This is a genomic window from Corynebacterium sp. ACRPH, from assembly GCF_022347285.1.
GTDB lineage: Bacteria > Actinomycetota > Actinomycetes > Mycobacteriales > Mycobacteriaceae > Corynebacterium.
This window is the reverse complement of sequence record NZ_JAKRND010000003.1, coordinates 143770-160097: the sequence shown is the minus strand read 5'-3', so window position 1 is coordinate 160097 and position 16328 is coordinate 143770. Positions and strand designations below refer to the sequence as shown.

Below are 16328 nucleotides of genomic sequence, written 5' to 3'. Positions count from 1 at the left end.
CTGGGGTTTTAAGTGACAGGGGTTTTAGGGGAATGCAATCATGCTAGAGCTTAACTTGCCGTCGAGCACAGCCATCCTGGCCAGGCCGACGATCGGCCTGCAGTTCGGGGTCTTGCCGCACGAGTCGATGATTCTGCCGCTGCCGAAGAGCGTGAACCCCGGCCAGGTGGCACACGTGTTCGCCCTGGCCCGTGGGGGAATCGGCTTCGACGAACTGCACCAGAAGCTGGGCTACTGCGGGCTGGAATCTGAGGATGCGCGGCTGATGCTCTCTGAGATGATGCAGGCGAAGATCCTGCGCCCCTCCCAGGGGAACGTGAGCTTCCACGTACTGGCCTCCGGCGTGGCTAGCGAGCGGCTGGAACCCGTTCTGGAGGCGCTGGGCTTAAGTTACAGCATCACGTCCACGCCCAGCGAGGCTCGGCGTTCGCTGATCGCCCTGCCCGGCGCGGTGTTCCCCACCCCGGACGTGCAGCATGCGCTGATGGTCAACCGCGTGGCCCACTACCCTGCCGGCATCGTTGACGGCAAGACGGTTCTAGGGCCGTTGGTCGTGCCGGGCGTTACGCCCTGCCTGGCCTGCGCGGATAGCTACTACGGCAAGATCGACGACGGCTGGCGCGGCATTCGCCTGCAGGCCACGGGCAGGCCCGGCAGCACGGAGAGGCACCTCATTCAGGCGGCCTCCACGCAGCTGGCGATGATGCTAAATGAGCACGTCCTGCCCTGGTGGCAGGCGCACAAGGACTTCATCCGCACACGCCGGGCGGCGCGGCTCCAGCAGGAACCCCCACCGGAGGAGCCGGAGATCCCCGAGGTTTTGAAGCAACGGCGGCTGGTGGATTTCGCCACCGGCGCCGTGCAGACCTATCAGGTGCCCTTCAACGACAGCTGCCTTTCCTGCCGGGCGGTGCGAGTCTAGTTGGCCACGGTTAGACACAGTTAGGCATAGTTGCTGACGATAGCCAGCACGTCCTCACCGAACTCCTGGACCTTCACCGGGCCTATGCCCGGCACAGCCAGCAACTGGTCAGACGTGGTGGGCAGTTTTTCGGCGATGGCGCGCAACGTGGCGTCAGTAAAAATGACATACGCCGGCACCGCCTTGTCTTTCGCCTGGGTGGTGCGCCAATCGCGCAGCTCAGTGAGCAAAAGGTGATCGGTTTCGGGGGCGTGCTGGCCGCAGCGGCCGAGGATCTTCAGTTCGGGGCTGCCCAGGCGGGCGCCGCAGACGACACAGGCGTTCTTCGGCGTGCCGAGTCTCTCGCGGGAACCTCCGTTGCCGGAGCGGCGCTGGGCGGCGGCTGCTTCCTCCTGCGGGACCAGCCCGTCGAGGAAGCGGGTGCGGTGACGGTTCGCCTTCGACCCCTCCTGGCGCGCGAGCGACCAGCTGAGGTGCAGGTGCTCGCGGGCGCGGGTGATGCCGACGTAGAACAGGCGGCGCTCCTCCTCGATGGCCTCCTCCGAGCCCGCGCCCTTGAGCGCATGGCGGATCGGCAGGGTGCCTTCGTTCAGGCCGACGAGGAAGACCGCATCCCACTCCAGGCCCTTGGCGGCGTGGATGCTGGCGAGGGTAACCCCCTGGAACTTCGGCGGGTTCTTCGCGCTCATACGCTCCTTCAGCAGCGCCACCACGCCCGGCATGCTTAAGGGCTCGGCGGCGCTGGAGGTGATCTCCTTAACCAGGTCGAACAGCGCCTGCAGGGACTGCCAGCGGGCGCGTTCCTGCGAGCCGGAAGGTTCGGTGGTGGTCAGGCCGACGGGGACGAGGGCGGCGCGGACGGCATCGGGCACGTCTTCCGGAGCTGGGTCGTACTTCTTCGCCGCGGCGATGATGGCATTCATGCCCTCGCGGATCTCGGTGCGTTTGAAGAAGCCCTCGCCGCCCTTGACCTGGTAGCCGATTCCGGCCTGTTCTAGCTCGTATTCGTAATTCGCCGACTGCGAGTTGATGCGGTACAGGATCGCGATGTTCGCCGGCTCTACGCCCTTGCTGATGAGCGCCTGGATTTCCTTAACCACCGCCACAGCTTCGGCGGGCTCGTCTGGGTACTCGTGGAACTGCGGGAGTGGGCCTGCGGGGCGCTGGCCTTCCAACTTCAGGCGAGTACCCGCCACACGCCCCTTCGCCTTGCCGATGACGTTGTTCGCCAGGTCCACGACCTGCGGGGTGGAGCGATAGTCGCGGTACAGGCGCACGGTGGTGGATTCCGGATACTTGGTGGTGAAGTCCAGCAGGTACTCCGGGGTGGCGCCGTTGAAGCTGTAGATCGTCTGGTTGGCGTCGCCCACCACGGTCAGGTCGTCGCGGTCGCCCACCCAGGCGTCCAGCACGCGCTGCTGCAGGGGCGTGACGTCCTGGTACTCGTCGACGACGAAGGTGCGGTAGCGGGAGCGGAACTCGTCGGCGATGCCCGTGTTGGATTCGATAGCCGCCGCCATGTGCAACAGCAGGTCGTCGAAGTCCAGCAGCATGCCCTCGGGCGTGGTCTTCATGCTCTCGTACCCCTGAAAGACCTTGACGAATGTCTTGGGGTCTACCGGGCAATCGCGGCGCCGGGGCTCGACGTAATCCGGGTAGTCTTCCGCGCTGATCAGAGAGGACTTCGCCCATTCGATCTCCCCGATCAGGTCGGCGAGCATCGCGGTGCTGGTTTCCACTCCCACGGCTCGGGCGGCGCGGGAGACAATGCGGAACTTGTTATCCAGCAACGTCCACGGCAGATCGCCGGCGTAGGCGGGCCAGAAGTACTTCAGCTGCCGCATCGCCGCGGCGTGAAACGTCTTGGCCTGCACCTTGGGGATGTTCATGAGCGCCAAGCGTTCGCGCAGTTCCGCGGCGGCGCGGGCGGTGAAGGTGACCGCCAGAACGTGGTCGGGGTTGACGAACCCGCCGTCCACGAGGTGAGCAATGCGGTGGGTAATGGTGCGGGTCTTACCTGTGCCGGCACCGGCGATGATGCTGACCGGCCCGCGCGGGGCCGAGGCAGCTCTTGCCTGTTCCGGGTCCAGTCCGTCCAGCAGGGAGCTCACTTAAGGCACCCCTACTTCGCGCCGAGGATGTCGTCGGCTCCCGGGTTAGAGCGCACATACAGCACACGGTCGCCCGGTTCGATCGTCTCCGCCTCGGCGGAGTCGATGCGGTACAGCTCGCCGGAGCGCACCACTCCCAGCACCACGTCCTCCAGAACGCGCGGGTTGCCGCCCACTTCCTCTTCGCTGACCAGCCGCTCGGCGATGGAAAAACCTTCGTCCGGGGACAGCAGATCCTCCATCATCTCCGTCACCGACGGGGTGACGGTCGCCAGCCCCATAAGACGGCCCGCCGTTTCGGAAGAAATCACCACGGAGTCCGCGCCGGACTGGCGGAGCAAGTGCGAGTTATCGGATTCGCGCACGCTGGCGACGATGGTTGCCGCCGGGGCGATCTCGCGCACCGACAGGGTGATCAGCACGGCGGTATCGTCCTGGTTCGGAGCCACAACGACGGCGCGAGCACGGTTAACACCGGCGAGCTTCAAAACGTCGGACCTGGTGGCGGAGCCCTGCACGGTCACCAGCCCTTGCGCGGAGGCCTGGTCCAGCACCTCCCGGTCCGTATCCACGACCACGATCTGCGAGGGCGATACGCCGTCGGCCAAGAGTGCTGCGATGGCGGAGCGCCCCTTCGTGCCATAGCCGATGACGATGGTGTGGTTGCGCATTTTCTTCCTCCAGCGGCGGATGTTGAGGGTCTTGCGGGACTCTTCGGTAAGGACGGACAGCGTGGTACCGACCAGCAGGATCAGGAAGATCAGGCGGGCCGGGGTGATGATGAGGGTGTTTACGAGCCGCGCATTTTGCGTCTGCGGCGAGACATCACCATAGCCCGTGGTCGACAGGGATACCGACGAGTAGTACAGGGCGTCTACAAACGTTTCCATCCCCTCGTACCCGTCCCGGTCGAAGTAGGCCAGGCAGGCGACGAACAGCACCAGCAGGAAAGCGTAGAACATTCGTCGGACGATGAGCCACCAGGGGCTTTGCACCACTGAGGTCGGGATCTGGACGATGTTAAGCAGCGCGTGCGGCGGTAGCTCATCGACTTCATCGTCGGCGCGGAAGCGTTCGCGCAGCCGGTACTTCATCTACGTCCTCTCGTCACTGCTCGTTGTTGTCTTGGTTGGTCTTTGTAGTGACGCCCCCAAGCATCCCTTCGAGCTCGTCTGCAGACAGTAGTGTACGCGGTTCATAGGTTTCATTTGCCGCGACATAGTGGAACGCAGCCCGGACGTTCTCGGCGGGCACATCCACCCCCAGTTTCGCGCTGAGCAATTTCGCCCAGGCGAGCCTGTAGACGGCCAGCTGCATGGCGGCTGCATCCATATCCGCGCCGGTAGGTTTGCGTCCGGTCTTCCAGTCCACAACGATCCATCCGGCGGTGGGATCGGTTCCGTCGTGGAAGACCGCGTCGATTCGGCCTTCGAACACGTGGCCGCCGATAGTGACGGAGTACGCCCCTTCCACGCTCTCGGGCTGGCGGTCGGCCCACTCGGAGCGCAGGAAGGCCTCCTTGAGCGTTTCGAGATACGGGTCTTCCAGGGTTGCATCGGAGGCGCCGGGGAGCTGATCTTCGTCCAGCAGGCTGACCTGCTTGTATCGTTCCTCCACCCAGTTGTGGAAAGCAGTGCCGCGCTTGGCATAGGGCTTCGGCTCCAGCGGAATGGGTCGGCGGGCGCGCAGGGCGAACTCCTGGTCATCCTTGCGTAGGCTCACGGCTTCGGTGGCAGTCATGCGAACGTTCAGCGGAACCACCAGCTCGGCATTATCCATTGCCGAGAACTCCTCGAGTAGCAGGTTCGTCTCGAGGTCCCAGGCCTCGGCGAGGGTGGTGGGCGCTTCGCTCGCAGCGACGCCTGGCTCGGGCTGGTCCTGTGCGTGTTGCGCGTGTGCTGCGTACGTAGCCTCGATTTCCTTGCGCACCTGCTTTGCACCTTCGGCCACGCCGGGGCTCGCAATGGCTGAGGCAGGGGACGGCCAGACGGCGCCGGTGGCTGCGGCAGCATCTCGTTCTTTGCGCGCCTCCTCAAAGTCCAAGCGCTTGCCGTTGATCTCTGGGTCGGGCAGCATCTGTTTATCTTCAATAGGCAGGCCGTCCGGATCGTCCAGCATCTTATCCAGGTCCTTGTAGTACTTGCCCATTTCGGACCAGTGCCCCACGCTGTCCGTTGCGCCACTCTGCTGGAGGTGCTCATGCAGCAGAGCAAGGCAAATTGATGGGTCGTTGCCTCGGTTCGCAGACGCTTTAAAGGCCGATCCGCTGACGTACAACACCCGTTCGGATCGGGTGATGGCCACATAAAACAGTCGATCGTTCTCCTTGGCGCGGAAGCGGCTGACCTGCTTGTTGAACTCTTTGTACGCCTTGGTATGACCGACCCGGTCTTCCGCCTCGTCGGTTAATAGCGTCGGGTATGCCCCCGGGCCGTCTCCGGCATCGCCGCGCAGGCTGCTCGGCAGCACTTGTGCCTTGGTGGTCCACGCATCCTCGGATCGTGGCTGGGAATAATCCCCGTAGCGTTCACGCGAGGCATGCGGCACGGCGACGATGTCCCACTCCAGCCCCTTTGCCTTGTGAACGGTGAGAATCTGGACGGTGTTGTCCTTGCGCTGCACCTCGCCCGGGTCCAGCCCGTCTTCTTCCGATTGAGCTGCTAGCAGGTACTCCACCAATGCCTTAGGGGTGGCGGTTCCGGTGCGGGAAACGTCCCGCACAATCTGCGCGAATTTATCCAGGTGGCTGGTGCCGATCGCCTGTTCGGGGCGGCGGTGCCAGCGGGTGAGGACTTCCGTGCGGACTCCCAGCATCTTTTCGATGTCCGCCAGCAGGTCCGGCAGGTTCTTACCCAGGCTGTGGCGGCGCAGGTATCCAAGCTCTCGGCCGAGCTGCGCTAGCCGCTGGGCTCCCTCGACCGACATGCCCATCTCCTCGGCGTCGGTCAGGTCGGCGAGCGCATCGATCAGTCCCACGGAGAACTCCGTGGCGTTCGGGATGGCCTCTAGCACTGCCTCGATCAGCTCGTCGCGCACTCCAGGGGTGCGGAGTAGTTCGATGCTTTCCTGACGCTGCCGTTCCATTGCAGCGTCGTCGATGGCGCCCGCTTCCTCAGCTCCGCGTTGGGCGATCTGCTCCGCCCGGCGCGTAAGAACTGCAAGGTCGGCGGCTCCGATGTTCCAACGCGGGCCCGTCAAGAGCCGCAGCAGTGCCACGTCATCGGTCGGATCCACCAGTACTCGCAGTGTTGCGAACACGTCCGCGACCTCGGGAATGTTCAGTAGCCCCGGCCCTGCTGTCATGTCCGCGGGCACCCCGCGTTCCACTAGTTTTTCGTAGATCGGCACTGCATCGGCGTTTACGGTCACTAGCACCGCTGCGGAGAATGGCTTGACCTTCGCCGGGTCGTCCGCCGTCTCCAGTTTCCGTTGGTAAGCCTGCCATTGGGCCTGCAGCTTGTCGGCCAGCCAGTCGAGTTCCTGCTCCCGCTCGTCGAAGAACGCCACTGCCGCCTCCCCCGCTGCCGCACCGGGTCGCGGGCGTAGTTCGGAGACCAGGCGCCCGGTGCTTTCGGTGCTGCGTTCCATGGACCATGTAGAGACTTTGTTGGCCATGTCCAACACCATGGTGGGGTTGCGCCAGGAGGTCAGCAGCTGCAGCTTTCCGGCCGGCTTCCCGGCCGCGTCGGGAAAGTCGGTGCGGAATTTCTCCAGGTTGGAGGCCGTGGCTCCACGGAATTGGTAGATCGACTGCATGGGGTCGCCCACCGCCATCGCGGAGAAGTTACCTTCGCCCGCGCGCCCGCCGCCAAATAGCGAACGCAGCATGACCCGTTGGGCATGGCCGGTGTCCTGGTACTCGTCCAGCATCACCACGCGGAAGCGGCGCCGCTGGTCCTGCCCCACCATCTCGTGATCGCGCACAAGCTCCGCTGCCTTGCTCATCTGCTGCCCGAAGGTCAGCAGATCGCGCTCCTGCAGAGTCTCGCGAAATTTCCGCACCAGCTTCAGCAGCTCGGTGCGATACTGCTGGGCTTCCAGGAATTTGGTGTTGTCGTCGGTGAATTCCTTCCTGCTTCGCGCTCCCTTGGGCAGCTCTTCCAGCAGCTTCATCGCTGCCATGTTTTCCTGCTCGACCTCCTCGATGCCGACCAGGTGGTTATCCATCTCGTCCGATAGAGCGCACACGTCCGCAATCACGTTGGGGACGGTCCGTTGAGCGCTTAAAGAGCTGTCAGAGTTGTACACCACGTCGCGGACGACCATCCACCGTTCGGCAGCGGTAATGAGCCGGGCGGCTGGCTCTGAGGGGATCAGCAGACCGTATTCACGGACAATATCCCCTGCGTAGGAGTCGTAGGTCGCCACCGCCGGCGCAATGTTCTTTAGCACCTCGCGCCGCGGATCGTCTGCTGGCAGTTGGTCCATGAAGGCGCTTCCCGCCAGTGTCTGCAGGCGTTGGCGGATGCGCTCTCCCAGCTCGGCCGCGGCCTTACGGGTAAAGGTCAGACCCAGGATCTGCTCGGGCCGAGCGTAGCCGTTGGCCACCATCCACACGGCACGCGCCGCCATGGTTTCGGTCTTGCCCGCACCTGCGCCGGCAACGACCAGGAAGTTGCCGAATGGCCCGGCCTGGATAACCTCCGCTTGCTCGTCAGTCGGGGCGAACTTCTGCTCCATCAGCTGGGATAGCTCCTGAGGGCTGAAGATGTGTCGGTTGCTATCCATTTAAATCACCTGGTTCCCTTCGTCCTGTGCGGGGCAGATCGCCTTGAAGGCGCAATACCTACAGCCGTCATTCAGCGTGGCCAGGTATGTCGGCCCCGCTGTCACCGGCGCAATCTCCATAAGTTGGTCGTGTACTCCGCTCAGTTGTTCTTTCGTCAGCTCCGCCTGGTTTCTTTCAGTAATCGTCTTGGCCGAAGTCCCCGGGTACACCAACTCTGCGCCCCCGGGGCGGTACTTTTGCCCATTACCACCTGGGCGCTCGGTGAGCGTGAGTAGGAACTGGTACGCGCTCAGCTGCGGACTTTCCGCCGCAGTTTTTTTCGAAACAGCGTTTTTGCCGGTCTTGAAGTCGATCACCTGTGTCAGCCCGTCCTCCGGGTTCGTCACCAGCAGGTCGGCGCGCCCACTCAGCGTCACCTCAACCCCGTCGGCAGTCTGTCCGACGCGCGCCCGTAGCGTTCGCTCGGTCTCGAGCTCTTGGTCGCTGTAGCCGGTAATGAAGTCGTGTAGCTTTTTGACGCCCTTTTCCCAGCGCGCCACCGTGTGCGCGTCCTTCCACGCTGGTCCGTCCAGCACGTGCGGAAGGATTTCGCGGACGGCCAGCTGCGCCTCGTCGAGATCCATGCCCTGCACAATTTGCTCGGCGATAGCGTGAATGAAGATGCCCACGCGCATCGGCTCGGTGGATTCGCTCACCCCTCCGTTGCTGTCCAGGAAGGTACGCAACGCGCAGGTGCTCCAGCTCTCCAGCTTGGAAGGGCTCAATCGGATCTTATCCCCGGCCAGCACACGCGCGTCCGTGGAGGGCTCCGCCATGCCCCACCAATCTTCGGGAGCTGCACCGTGCACCCCGGCCTGCGCCATCTTGGCCAGGTTCCGTGCTGCCGCACGCCGTTCGTGGCCGGGGCGGTTAGGGGCGGTGACGGCATCGCGCAGCTCCGCCAGCAACGATTCGATGGCCAGTACGCGCGGCAAGGAGCCCGCCCCGGAGCCAGAGACCTTGCTCCCCGCTGCAGCTTCCGCCTCGTCGGTTGTAGCCAGTTCCGTGGGCTCCACACCCATCTCGGCGATGAACCTTGAGGGCACCAGCGCCTCATCGCCGGAGTTCCGCACGCAGGTCACGTGCACACTGTCGGATGCGCGGCTGAGTGCCAGCAGGAAAAGCCTGCGCTCCTCCTCGATGGCATCGTTGATACGCGCCACCGGCACGCTCGGGTCGATCCCCCGGTCCAGCAGGTCCACCAGCTCCAGTTGGCCGAAAAGCCCGCCGACGGTCGGGCCGGTCGGCCACTCGCCCTCCTGAACTCCGGCGATGGCCACCACCTTCCACTGGCGCCCCGCAGCCGCGTGAGCCGGAAGGATTTCCACGGCCCCGGCACGCACGCCGCGCTGGTCGCGCCCTCCGGTGGGCACCTTCTGGGCGCGGAGGTTCTCTACGAAGCTCTCCATCTGTGCGTGCGGGTTGCGCTCTGCGAAGTCGCCCAGAATATCGAACAGGCTCATCACCGCGTCTAAGTCCGCGTCGGCCTGCGCGCCGAGCGATCCACCCTTCAGCGCTTGCGCACGCAGGTGCATGTCCAGCTTGGTGGCCTGCCAGATTTTCCACAGCACCATCTCCGTGCCCTGGCGGTTCTTCCAAGCCTGCCGCCCGGCCTCCAAGACCGTGGACACACGTTGGATGACCTCCTGCTCGCGGGGTCCGCAGTGGCCAAGAATCCACTGATTGTCCGGATCGTCGGGGTGGTTCAGCAGCTCCGTGACGTAGTCCGCGGCCTGGAAGGGCCTGCCGTCCTCGTGGGCTCGCAGCGACTGCCCGGCCATCTGCGCGGAGCGGATGGCCAGCGCCACCGCGCGGTGTACGCGGCGCACCATTACCGGATCCGCGCCGCCCACGCTGCCTTCCAGCACACTGTGCATCTCCGCGACAGTGAGATCCCGGTAGCTCGCTTCTGCAGCCAGCAGCAGCATCCGCACCAGGGGTTGTTCCGCCAGCACCACGGAGGTCGGGTCCACCTTCACGGGCACGCCGTAGGCCATCAGCGTCCTGCGCACCCGCGCGATACTGCCGGTGCCGCGCACGATCACGGCGATGTCGTCCCAAGCCACCTGCTGTTCGATGTGCGCGCGCCGCACCACATCCACAATCTTCAGCCGCTCCGCGGTCTCCGTCGGCGTGATCGTCACCTGCACAGAATCGACGCCTGCAGAGCTGCCATCTGCCCGCACGCTCGAAATGGCACTGTCACTAATACCCGCAGAGCGCAGCTCCACGCGGCTCGGCTGCGCGCCCAAGTGCCTACGGAGGGCGTTCACGGACTGGGCCGCAGGTGGCGTCAAACGATAAGAAGCACTCAAAACCACCCGGTGGTCCGGGTCCTGCGAGTAGGAGTCCAGGAAGGCCTCGTCCGCACCGCGGAAGTGGAACACGCACTGGTCCGGATCGCCCACGATAAGGGTCCGGGTCCCTGGCACCATGAAGCTCTCGATCAGCCGGGCAGAGGCCGGATCCAGGTTGTGCGCATCGTCGACCAGCAGCAGCTTCACCTTCTCCCGTTGCCGCTCGACCAGCTGCTCGCCTTCCGGCTTCTCAAAGGCCGCCAAGGTCGCGTGCAGCAGCTCGGAGGCGTTCAGGCTCTCCGAACGGCTCAGGCGCTGGACCTGCTGGTATTCCTCCTGGAAGCGCCCCGCGGCCTCCCACATCGGGCGGTCGTGTTCGACCCCTAGCTCCTGCAGCTGCTGCGCCGATAGACCACGTTCGGTGGCACGCAGCAGCAGGTCACGCAGCTGCTGGGCAAAGCCCGCGTAGCTCAGCGCGGGGACGACGTTGGCGGGCCAGTACCGGTTGCCGTCCTCCTCGGTGCCCCGCAGAATCTCGCGGATCTGCATGTCGTGTTCCGCGCCCGTAATCAACCGGGGCTGCTTCTGCCCGCGCAGAGTCTGCACGCTGCGATAGAACGCAAAGGCCCACGAGTGCACCGAACGCACAAACGTGCCGGACGCAGCGTAGCCGCCCTCCCCGGCCATGCGCTGGTACAGCACCGCGCGCACGGCCGTCGCCGCCTCCTTCGACGGCGCGAAAAACATTATTTCGGACGCCGATCCCCCCTGCAGCAGAAAGTCCCGCGCCGCGGAGATCAGCAGCGACGTCTTACCCGTGCCCGGCCCTCCGAGGATCGCATAGGGCCGGGAGTAATCCACCTGCGCCGAACCCTCGACCAGGGCACCGGCAAGTCCATCGAATAACTCCGACGGCTGGATCGCATCCGTGGGCTGCCCGAGCCGAACCTTGGGTTTCCCGCTGGCGCCGAGGCGTTTTTCGAGGTCGTGGTTAGGGTTTAGGGGTGGGTTGCTGTGAGGGTTCTTTAGGCTGCCGTGGTCCATGGCTCTAAGTCTGTCATGTGCCCCGGACAACCTCCCGGCGAATACCTATTTCGTGTTCGATTATGGGCGAGGACCTCGATTACGGACGGCGACTAGCCTTCCCGCTTCGCTACCCAGGCGGCCACAACGTCGGCCACGCGCGCCAGCCCCTCCCACGATTCCGGCTGGGAGTTCGGCAGCATGGCATGCAAGAACAGCCGGTACATCGCCGCCCGCAGCACCAGCTGCGTGAAGTCGGGCAAATGCGCCCAACGATCCAGCAGAGCATCCGGCGCGTTGCCCCAGGCCATCGTGTCCACGATCAGCAGCGCGACGGTCCAGGCTGCCGGGTGCCACGCTGGGTAGAGGTCCGTGACGATGGGGTCGGCGGTGCCGTCGAAGATGGTGCATCCGGCGATGTCCCCGTGCACCAGCTGGTCGTCCTCCACGATCGGTTCGCGCAGCTCGGCAAGGCCTGCGGCCTTCACCAGGGCGGCGGCAGCGTCCTCTCGCGGCACGCTCTCGGGCGCCAGCACCGGGGTGACCCATTGCGCCGGATCCTCGGCGAACGCGGCCTGGTCCGCCGCGGCAAACAGGTCGTGTTCGTTCCACTTCTCCCCTGCTACAGGCGGCGCCAGGAACGTCGGCTTCTTTTCGCCACGCAGTGCCTCGTTCAGGCGCAAGGCGGCCGCCACCATCTCGTCGAAGCGCGGCGACTGGTGGCCGGACATGAAAGTGCGCGCCCGCCAACCGGACACGCTAAAGCGCCCGTCGGAGGAAAAGATGGGTCGCGACATGGAGACCCCCGCCGGGCGCACCTTCGACATGATCTTGGCAATCCACGCCGCCCGCGCCGGCTCATCCGCCCGGGAGATCACCGCCCGGTCGCAGCGCCACCCCTGGCTCCACTCCTGTTCCAGCAGCACCGGGTGCGCCGAGGGCACCTGGAAACTGGCCAGGATGTGCGCCGGCGGCGGGGAATTGAAGTCGCTGTGAGAATCTTCGTTGATCATGTGCTCGCTTATTTGCTGTTCTTGTACCCAAACGGGAACACCCACGGGTTTGCCTTGCAGGTGTTCGGATTGTCCTTGAAGGCCTTGTCTGGGTTGATTTTATAGATCTCGGCGTTGTTCAGGCTGATGGTTTGTTGCATCATGATCGGCGCCAGCGCGCCATCCTTGGAACACGGCACGTGGGCTTTGTGCCCGATGCCGTGGCCGACCTCGTGGTTAATCATGTACTGCCGGTACGCGCCCAGATCGCCCTCGAACGGGATGGCGCCGCGCACCCAGCGCGCCTCGTTGAGCACCACCCGCCCCTCGCCCGGGAAGTTGCAGCTGGTCTCAATGCCATAGCTATCGCCACAGGTCGCGGCGGTGGTCTCCGGCGAGGTCAGCTGAATCCGCATATCCGGCTTCTTCCCCTTCGGCAGCTTCTTTTCGTCCACGTGCTGGAAGGAATACTGCGGATCGCCCACCCACGACTTCGGGTTGGCCAGGGTGGCGTCCACCATCGCGGCAAACGCATCGTCACCGCCGTAGGCCGAGGACTTCAGCGTCGTCTCGACCTCCACGACGTAGGTGAACTTCTTCTTCCCCTTGCCGAAGGTCTTGCCGGGCTCGCCGGCGGTGCGGAACTTCCCGCTGCCCTCCTTCGTGTACTTGCCGCCCGGGGGCAGGGAACCGAACTTCAGCCCCTCGTAATCGCCGTGTTCGGCGCCGGCCGTGCCGCCGTCGTCGCTGGTCGTAACTGCGACCTCACCGGTGGCCTGCGTGTCTTCCTCGTCGCCCAGACCATGCAGAATGCTGTACATGACCAGCAGGGTCACCAGCACAAATGCGACAGTAATCAGTATTACGCCACGGAAGCTAAACCGCCCGCGCTCGGGCTGCCTTATATCTGCGCCCGGCACTTCCGGCGCGGACTTCCGCGCCGGCGGGATGGGGTGGCGCTCCACGTTACTGCCGCTACTCATACAGCTAGTCGCAGCCTCCCTAGCTTACGAAACCGACAGAGTTCTTGGCCTCTGCGCCGACCTCTACGTAAGCGATCTGTCCACGTACCAGCACGTAGCGCGCCCCCTTGGCGCCTTCAATGGTCAGCGTCTCATTCTCGCCGGAACGCAGGAAGTTCTCGATCTCTGCCACGTACTCGTCCTGGGACTTGGCCTGCTCGCTCTTGGTGTCGATGGCGATAGCCAGCTCGCGGGCGTTGTGTACGAATCCGACCTTGATCTGCATGGGAAACCCTTCCTTCATGTTCGTTCTATACTCACGTGCAGTATTGTGACCATCATAGCTATCAGGTCGAGCAAGGAAGGCAGGTGCTGCAGGTGCTGATGCCCTCTGGGTCTTCTGGATCCTCTGCCTCCCGCCCAACCTTCAGCTCGCTCGGCGTGGCCGCGGAAATCACGGAGGCTCTGGCCACGGCCAACATTACGCGCGCCTTCGCCATCCAGGAATACACCCTGCCCATCGCGCTGAAGGGCTCCGACGTTATCGGCCAGGCGCGCACTGGTATGGGCAAGACTTTGGGTTTCGGCATTCCTGTTCTCGATCGGGTTTTTGATGACGCCACCGTCACCGCCCCGGACGGCACCCCGCGCGCCTTGATCGTGGTGCCTACCCGAGAGTTGTGCCTGCAAGTCACCGACGACCTGACCCTGGCCGCCCGTAACTTGCGTGTGCCGGTGGGGGCCGAGGGGGCGTCCCAAAGAAAGAAGAGCAAGACCCGTGCCCTGCAGGTACAGGCGGTGTACGGCGGCGTGGGCTTCGACGCGCAGACGGCGGCCCTGGAGCGCGGCGTGGACGTGGTCGTCGGTACTCCGGGACGGCTGCTGGACCTGGCGAAACAGGGGTATTTGCAGTTGCAGACGGTCGAGATCGTCGTGTTGGACGAGGCGGACGAGATGCTGGATCAGGGGTTCCTGGACGATGTGCGCGACATCATCACGCAAACCAGCCCACTGCGGCAGACGATGCTGTTTTCCGCCACCATACCAGGCCCGATTGCGGCACTGACTAGGACGTTTATGCGGCACCCGGTGCTGGTCCAGGCGGATAGCGCGGCGACGGAGGCAACCCACGAATCGACGAAACAGGTAGTGTTCCAGTCCCACAAGCTCGATAGGCTCTCCGCACTCGCCCGTATTCTGCAATCCCCCGGGAGAGGCCGCAGCATCGTTTTTGCCCGCACGAAGCGGCAGGCAGCGGGCGTGGCCGAGGAGCTTGCCAAGCTGGGCTTCCGCGTAGGCGCAGTGCACGGGGACATGCGCCAGAAGGACCGCGAGGAATCCCTAGACGAGTTCCGCCGCAACGAGGTGGACGTGATGGTGGCCACCGACGTGGCGGCGCGCGGTATCGACATCGAGGATGTCACGCACGTGATCAATTACCAGGTCCCGGACGACGAGCGCACCTATGTTCACCGCATCGGCCGTACGGGGCGCGCGGGCAACACGGGCACGGCGGTGAGCCTCATCGGCTGGGACGAGGTCGCGCGGTGGAACGCCATCAGCGACGCCCTGGGTCTGGACTTACAGGACCCACCGCAGTGGTTCTCTTCCAGCGCGGAATTTCTGGCTGAGTTCGACCTTCCCGGCGATGTTGGCGACCGGGTGGGGGCACCGCGCGGCGTGAAAGGTGCAGCTCTGAAGGTGAAAAAGTCCCGCAGGAGGCCGCGCCCATGAGCCGGCGCATCCCCTCCCCCGAGCGCGCCCGTCGCGGTGACCACATCGTCGCAGCTGCGTTGGCTTGCGGGCTGCTTGCCCTCGGCGGGATCACGTGGCTGGATTCCGACGCCCGCGAGGTGGACCATCGGGTCGCCGATCACCCGATCGAGGCCGAGGACAAGACCCTCGCCTCTTCCGACTCCGCCAAAAGCGACCGGCCGATTCCAGAGCATCTGCGCGAGCTGTGGGATGCGAGGACGGACTCCGCCGACCTGGTGGTAGATCAGGGTGGGGTCGTTCTAACCTCCGGCAACAAGGCCACGATGGTACGGGGCGACGATGGTACCGAGGTCTGGCACTATAAGGCACCCCACGACCTGTGCGCCGTGGCGGCGAACTGGGGAAAGACGAACCTCTTCCTGCAGGGATCCAAGGGGTGCGGGCAGGTAGTGGCACTGGATAGCGGGACCGGCGAATACCGTCACACCCGCGACATGCTGGCCGCAGACCACGTGGAGTTGTTCCAGAGCCGGGACAACATCGGGATGCTCTCCCCCACGCGCACGGAACTACTGCGCTCGGACGCAGTGCGGCGCGTGGAGGTCGGCGACAAGCTGACGGCAGTGAAGCCGAACAAGCAGGCCTATACCGAGTGCACCTTTACCTCCGCTCTGACGCGCAGGGACCTGCTGGTTACGGCGCAGACGTGCCCCGATAGCGAAAAGAAGCTGATCCGGCTGCTTAAGACGAACCCGGAGGACTCGGATGCCCCGGAAAAGTACCACGAGTACGAAGTCCCCGCGGACAGCGAACTGGTGGGCGTGGGGCTAGACCGGGTGGTGATCTACGCCCCCGGCAACGGCACCCGCGCGAAGGACGGGAACGATAACGAAGGCTCGCGCTTCCAGGTGCTGGATAAGGAAGGCGACTTCCAGCAGTTCCCCGCCGACCCCGCCCCGCTACTGGATCCGCAGCAACGGGATGGCAAGCTGTTCCGCTCCCAGACGGCGGATTCGGCGCACCTGATGAGCTGGTTTGATGGCGCCCGAGTGGTTACGTTCACCCCGTCAACCATGGAGCCTGCGTTCCAAGTTAACGGCGCTATCGGCCCCGCCGCTCCTATGGGCGGGCGGCTGCTGGTTCCCACCGCTAAGGGGATTGCAGTGGTGGACTGGGATAACGGCAAGGTTCTGCGCACCATCCCGGTGGATCGCAAGGGCTACACCGGGCAGGTGACGCTCAAGCTGGCGGGTGAGGTGCTGGTGGAAAAGCGCAGCGAGTCCGTCGTAGCGCTGGGCAATGCGAGCGCTGGGTAACGCTATCCCTTAACCGCTTTCCCCTGGCATACCAAATCATTCTCTTGTGATATTCGTCACAATTTGAGAAAAAGCTCTAGCCAAACCGGCAATAACGTGCCAAAATCATCCAAGTAACCGATAAGAGGCCAAAAGGTTAACAACAAACCAACAAGGTCTTAATCGCAAGGCGAGAAGCCGCCGCGACCCCCTCTACACAAAGGTCTGCACGCCACTTCGCC

Annotated in this window: 10 protein-coding genes; 3 read left to right on the top strand and 7 right to left on the bottom strand. The window is 64.4% G+C overall.

The annotated features are described in order from the left end of the window. The first annotated feature begins 40 nt into the window (after positions 1–40). Entirely contained in the window at positions 41–922 is an 882-nt protein-coding gene (locus MHX66_RS02715) for a hypothetical protein (protein WP_239199419.1), read from the top strand. A gap of 20 nt (positions 923–942) precedes the next feature. On the opposite strand, the gene MHX66_RS02710 is transcribed toward MHX66_RS02715, so the two are convergent. The 7 genes from MHX66_RS02710 to MHX66_RS02680 all read right to left on the bottom strand — a co-directional run bounded on the left by MHX66_RS02710 (position 943) and on the right by MHX66_RS02680 (position 13379). After that, entirely contained in the window at positions 943–3033 is a 2091-nt protein-coding gene (locus MHX66_RS02710; RefSeq protein WP_239199416.1) for an ATP-dependent DNA helicase UvrD2, read from the bottom strand. An 11-nt stretch (positions 3034–3044) separates the two neighbouring features. After that, positions 3045–4127 carry a TrkA family potassium uptake protein gene (locus MHX66_RS02705; protein ID WP_035004280.1) on the bottom strand — a complete coding sequence of 361 codons (1083 nt, stop codon included), beginning with the start codon at positions 4125–4127 and terminating at the stop codon, positions 3045–3047. Positions 4128–4140: 13 nt separating this feature from the next. Continuing rightward, positions 4141–7761, bottom strand: a complete 3621-nt coding sequence (locus MHX66_RS02700; RefSeq protein WP_239199413.1) for a UvrD-helicase domain-containing protein — start codon at positions 7759–7761, stop codon at positions 4141–4143. After that, on the bottom strand, positions 7762–11142 hold the full coding sequence (locus MHX66_RS02695) for an ATP-dependent DNA helicase (RefSeq protein WP_239199410.1): 3381 nt from the start codon (positions 11140–11142) through the stop codon (positions 7762–7764). Positions 11143–11234: 92 nt separating this feature from the next. Continuing rightward, entirely contained in the window at positions 11235–12134 is a 900-nt protein-coding gene (locus MHX66_RS02690; RefSeq protein WP_239199407.1) for a TIGR02569 family protein, read from the bottom strand. Between the two features lie 8 nt (positions 12135–12142). After that, positions 12143–13096 carry a DUF3152 domain-containing protein gene (locus MHX66_RS02685; protein WP_239199404.1) on the bottom strand — a complete coding sequence of 318 codons (954 nt, stop codon included), beginning with the start codon at positions 13094–13096 and terminating at the stop codon, positions 12143–12145. Between the two features lie 19 nt (positions 13097–13115). Further along, positions 13116–13379: a DUF3107 domain-containing protein gene (locus tag MHX66_RS02680; RefSeq protein WP_080722691.1), complete on the bottom strand. Its 264-nt coding sequence runs from the start codon at positions 13377–13379 to the stop codon at positions 13116–13118. Positions 13380–13459: 80 nt separating this feature from the next. Between MHX66_RS02680 and MHX66_RS02675 the strand changes: the two genes are divergently transcribed. After that, entirely contained in the window at positions 13460–14809 is a 1350-nt protein-coding gene (locus tag MHX66_RS02675; RefSeq protein WP_239199473.1) for a DEAD/DEAH box helicase, read from the top strand. Continuing rightward, complete coding sequence (locus MHX66_RS02670) at positions 14806–16107, top strand: hypothetical protein (protein ID WP_239199401.1); 1302 nt, start codon at positions 14806–14808, stop codon at positions 16105–16107. Before MHX66_RS02675 ends, MHX66_RS02670 begins: the two co-directional genes overlap by 4 nt. Positions 16108–16328 lie beyond the last annotated feature (221 nt).

Coding starts and splice junctions, on each gene's coding strand:
- MHX66_RS02715 (WP_239199419.1), top strand. CDS start 41: ATGCTAGAGCTTAACTTGCCGTCGAGCACAGCCATCCTGGCCAGGCCG.
- MHX66_RS02705 (WP_035004280.1), bottom strand. CDS start 4,127: ATGAAGTACCGGCTGCGCGAACGCTTCCGCGCCGACGATGAAGTCGAT.
- MHX66_RS02700 (WP_239199413.1), bottom strand. CDS start 7,761: ATGGATAGCAACCGACACATCTTCAGCCCTCAGGAGCTATCCCAGCTG.
- MHX66_RS02695 (WP_239199410.1), bottom strand. CDS start 11,142: ATGGACCACGGCAGCCTAAAGAACCCTCACAGCAACCCACCCCTAAAC.
- MHX66_RS02690 (WP_239199407.1), bottom strand. CDS start 12,134: ATGATCAACGAAGATTCTCACAGCGACTTCAATTCCCCGCCGCCGGCG.
- MHX66_RS02685 (WP_239199404.1), bottom strand. CDS start 13,096: ATGAGTAGCGGCAGTAACGTGGAGCGCCACCCCATCCCGCCGGCGCGG.
- MHX66_RS02680 (WP_080722691.1), bottom strand. CDS start 13,379: ATGAAGGAAGGGTTTCCCATGCAGATCAAGGTCGGATTCGTACACAAC.
- MHX66_RS02675 (WP_239199473.1), top strand. CDS start 13,460: ATGCCCTCTGGGTCTTCTGGATCCTCTGCCTCCCGCCCAACCTTCAGC.
- MHX66_RS02670 (WP_239199401.1), top strand. CDS start 14,806: ATGAGCCGGCGCATCCCCTCCCCCGAGCGCGCCCGTCGCGGTGACCAC.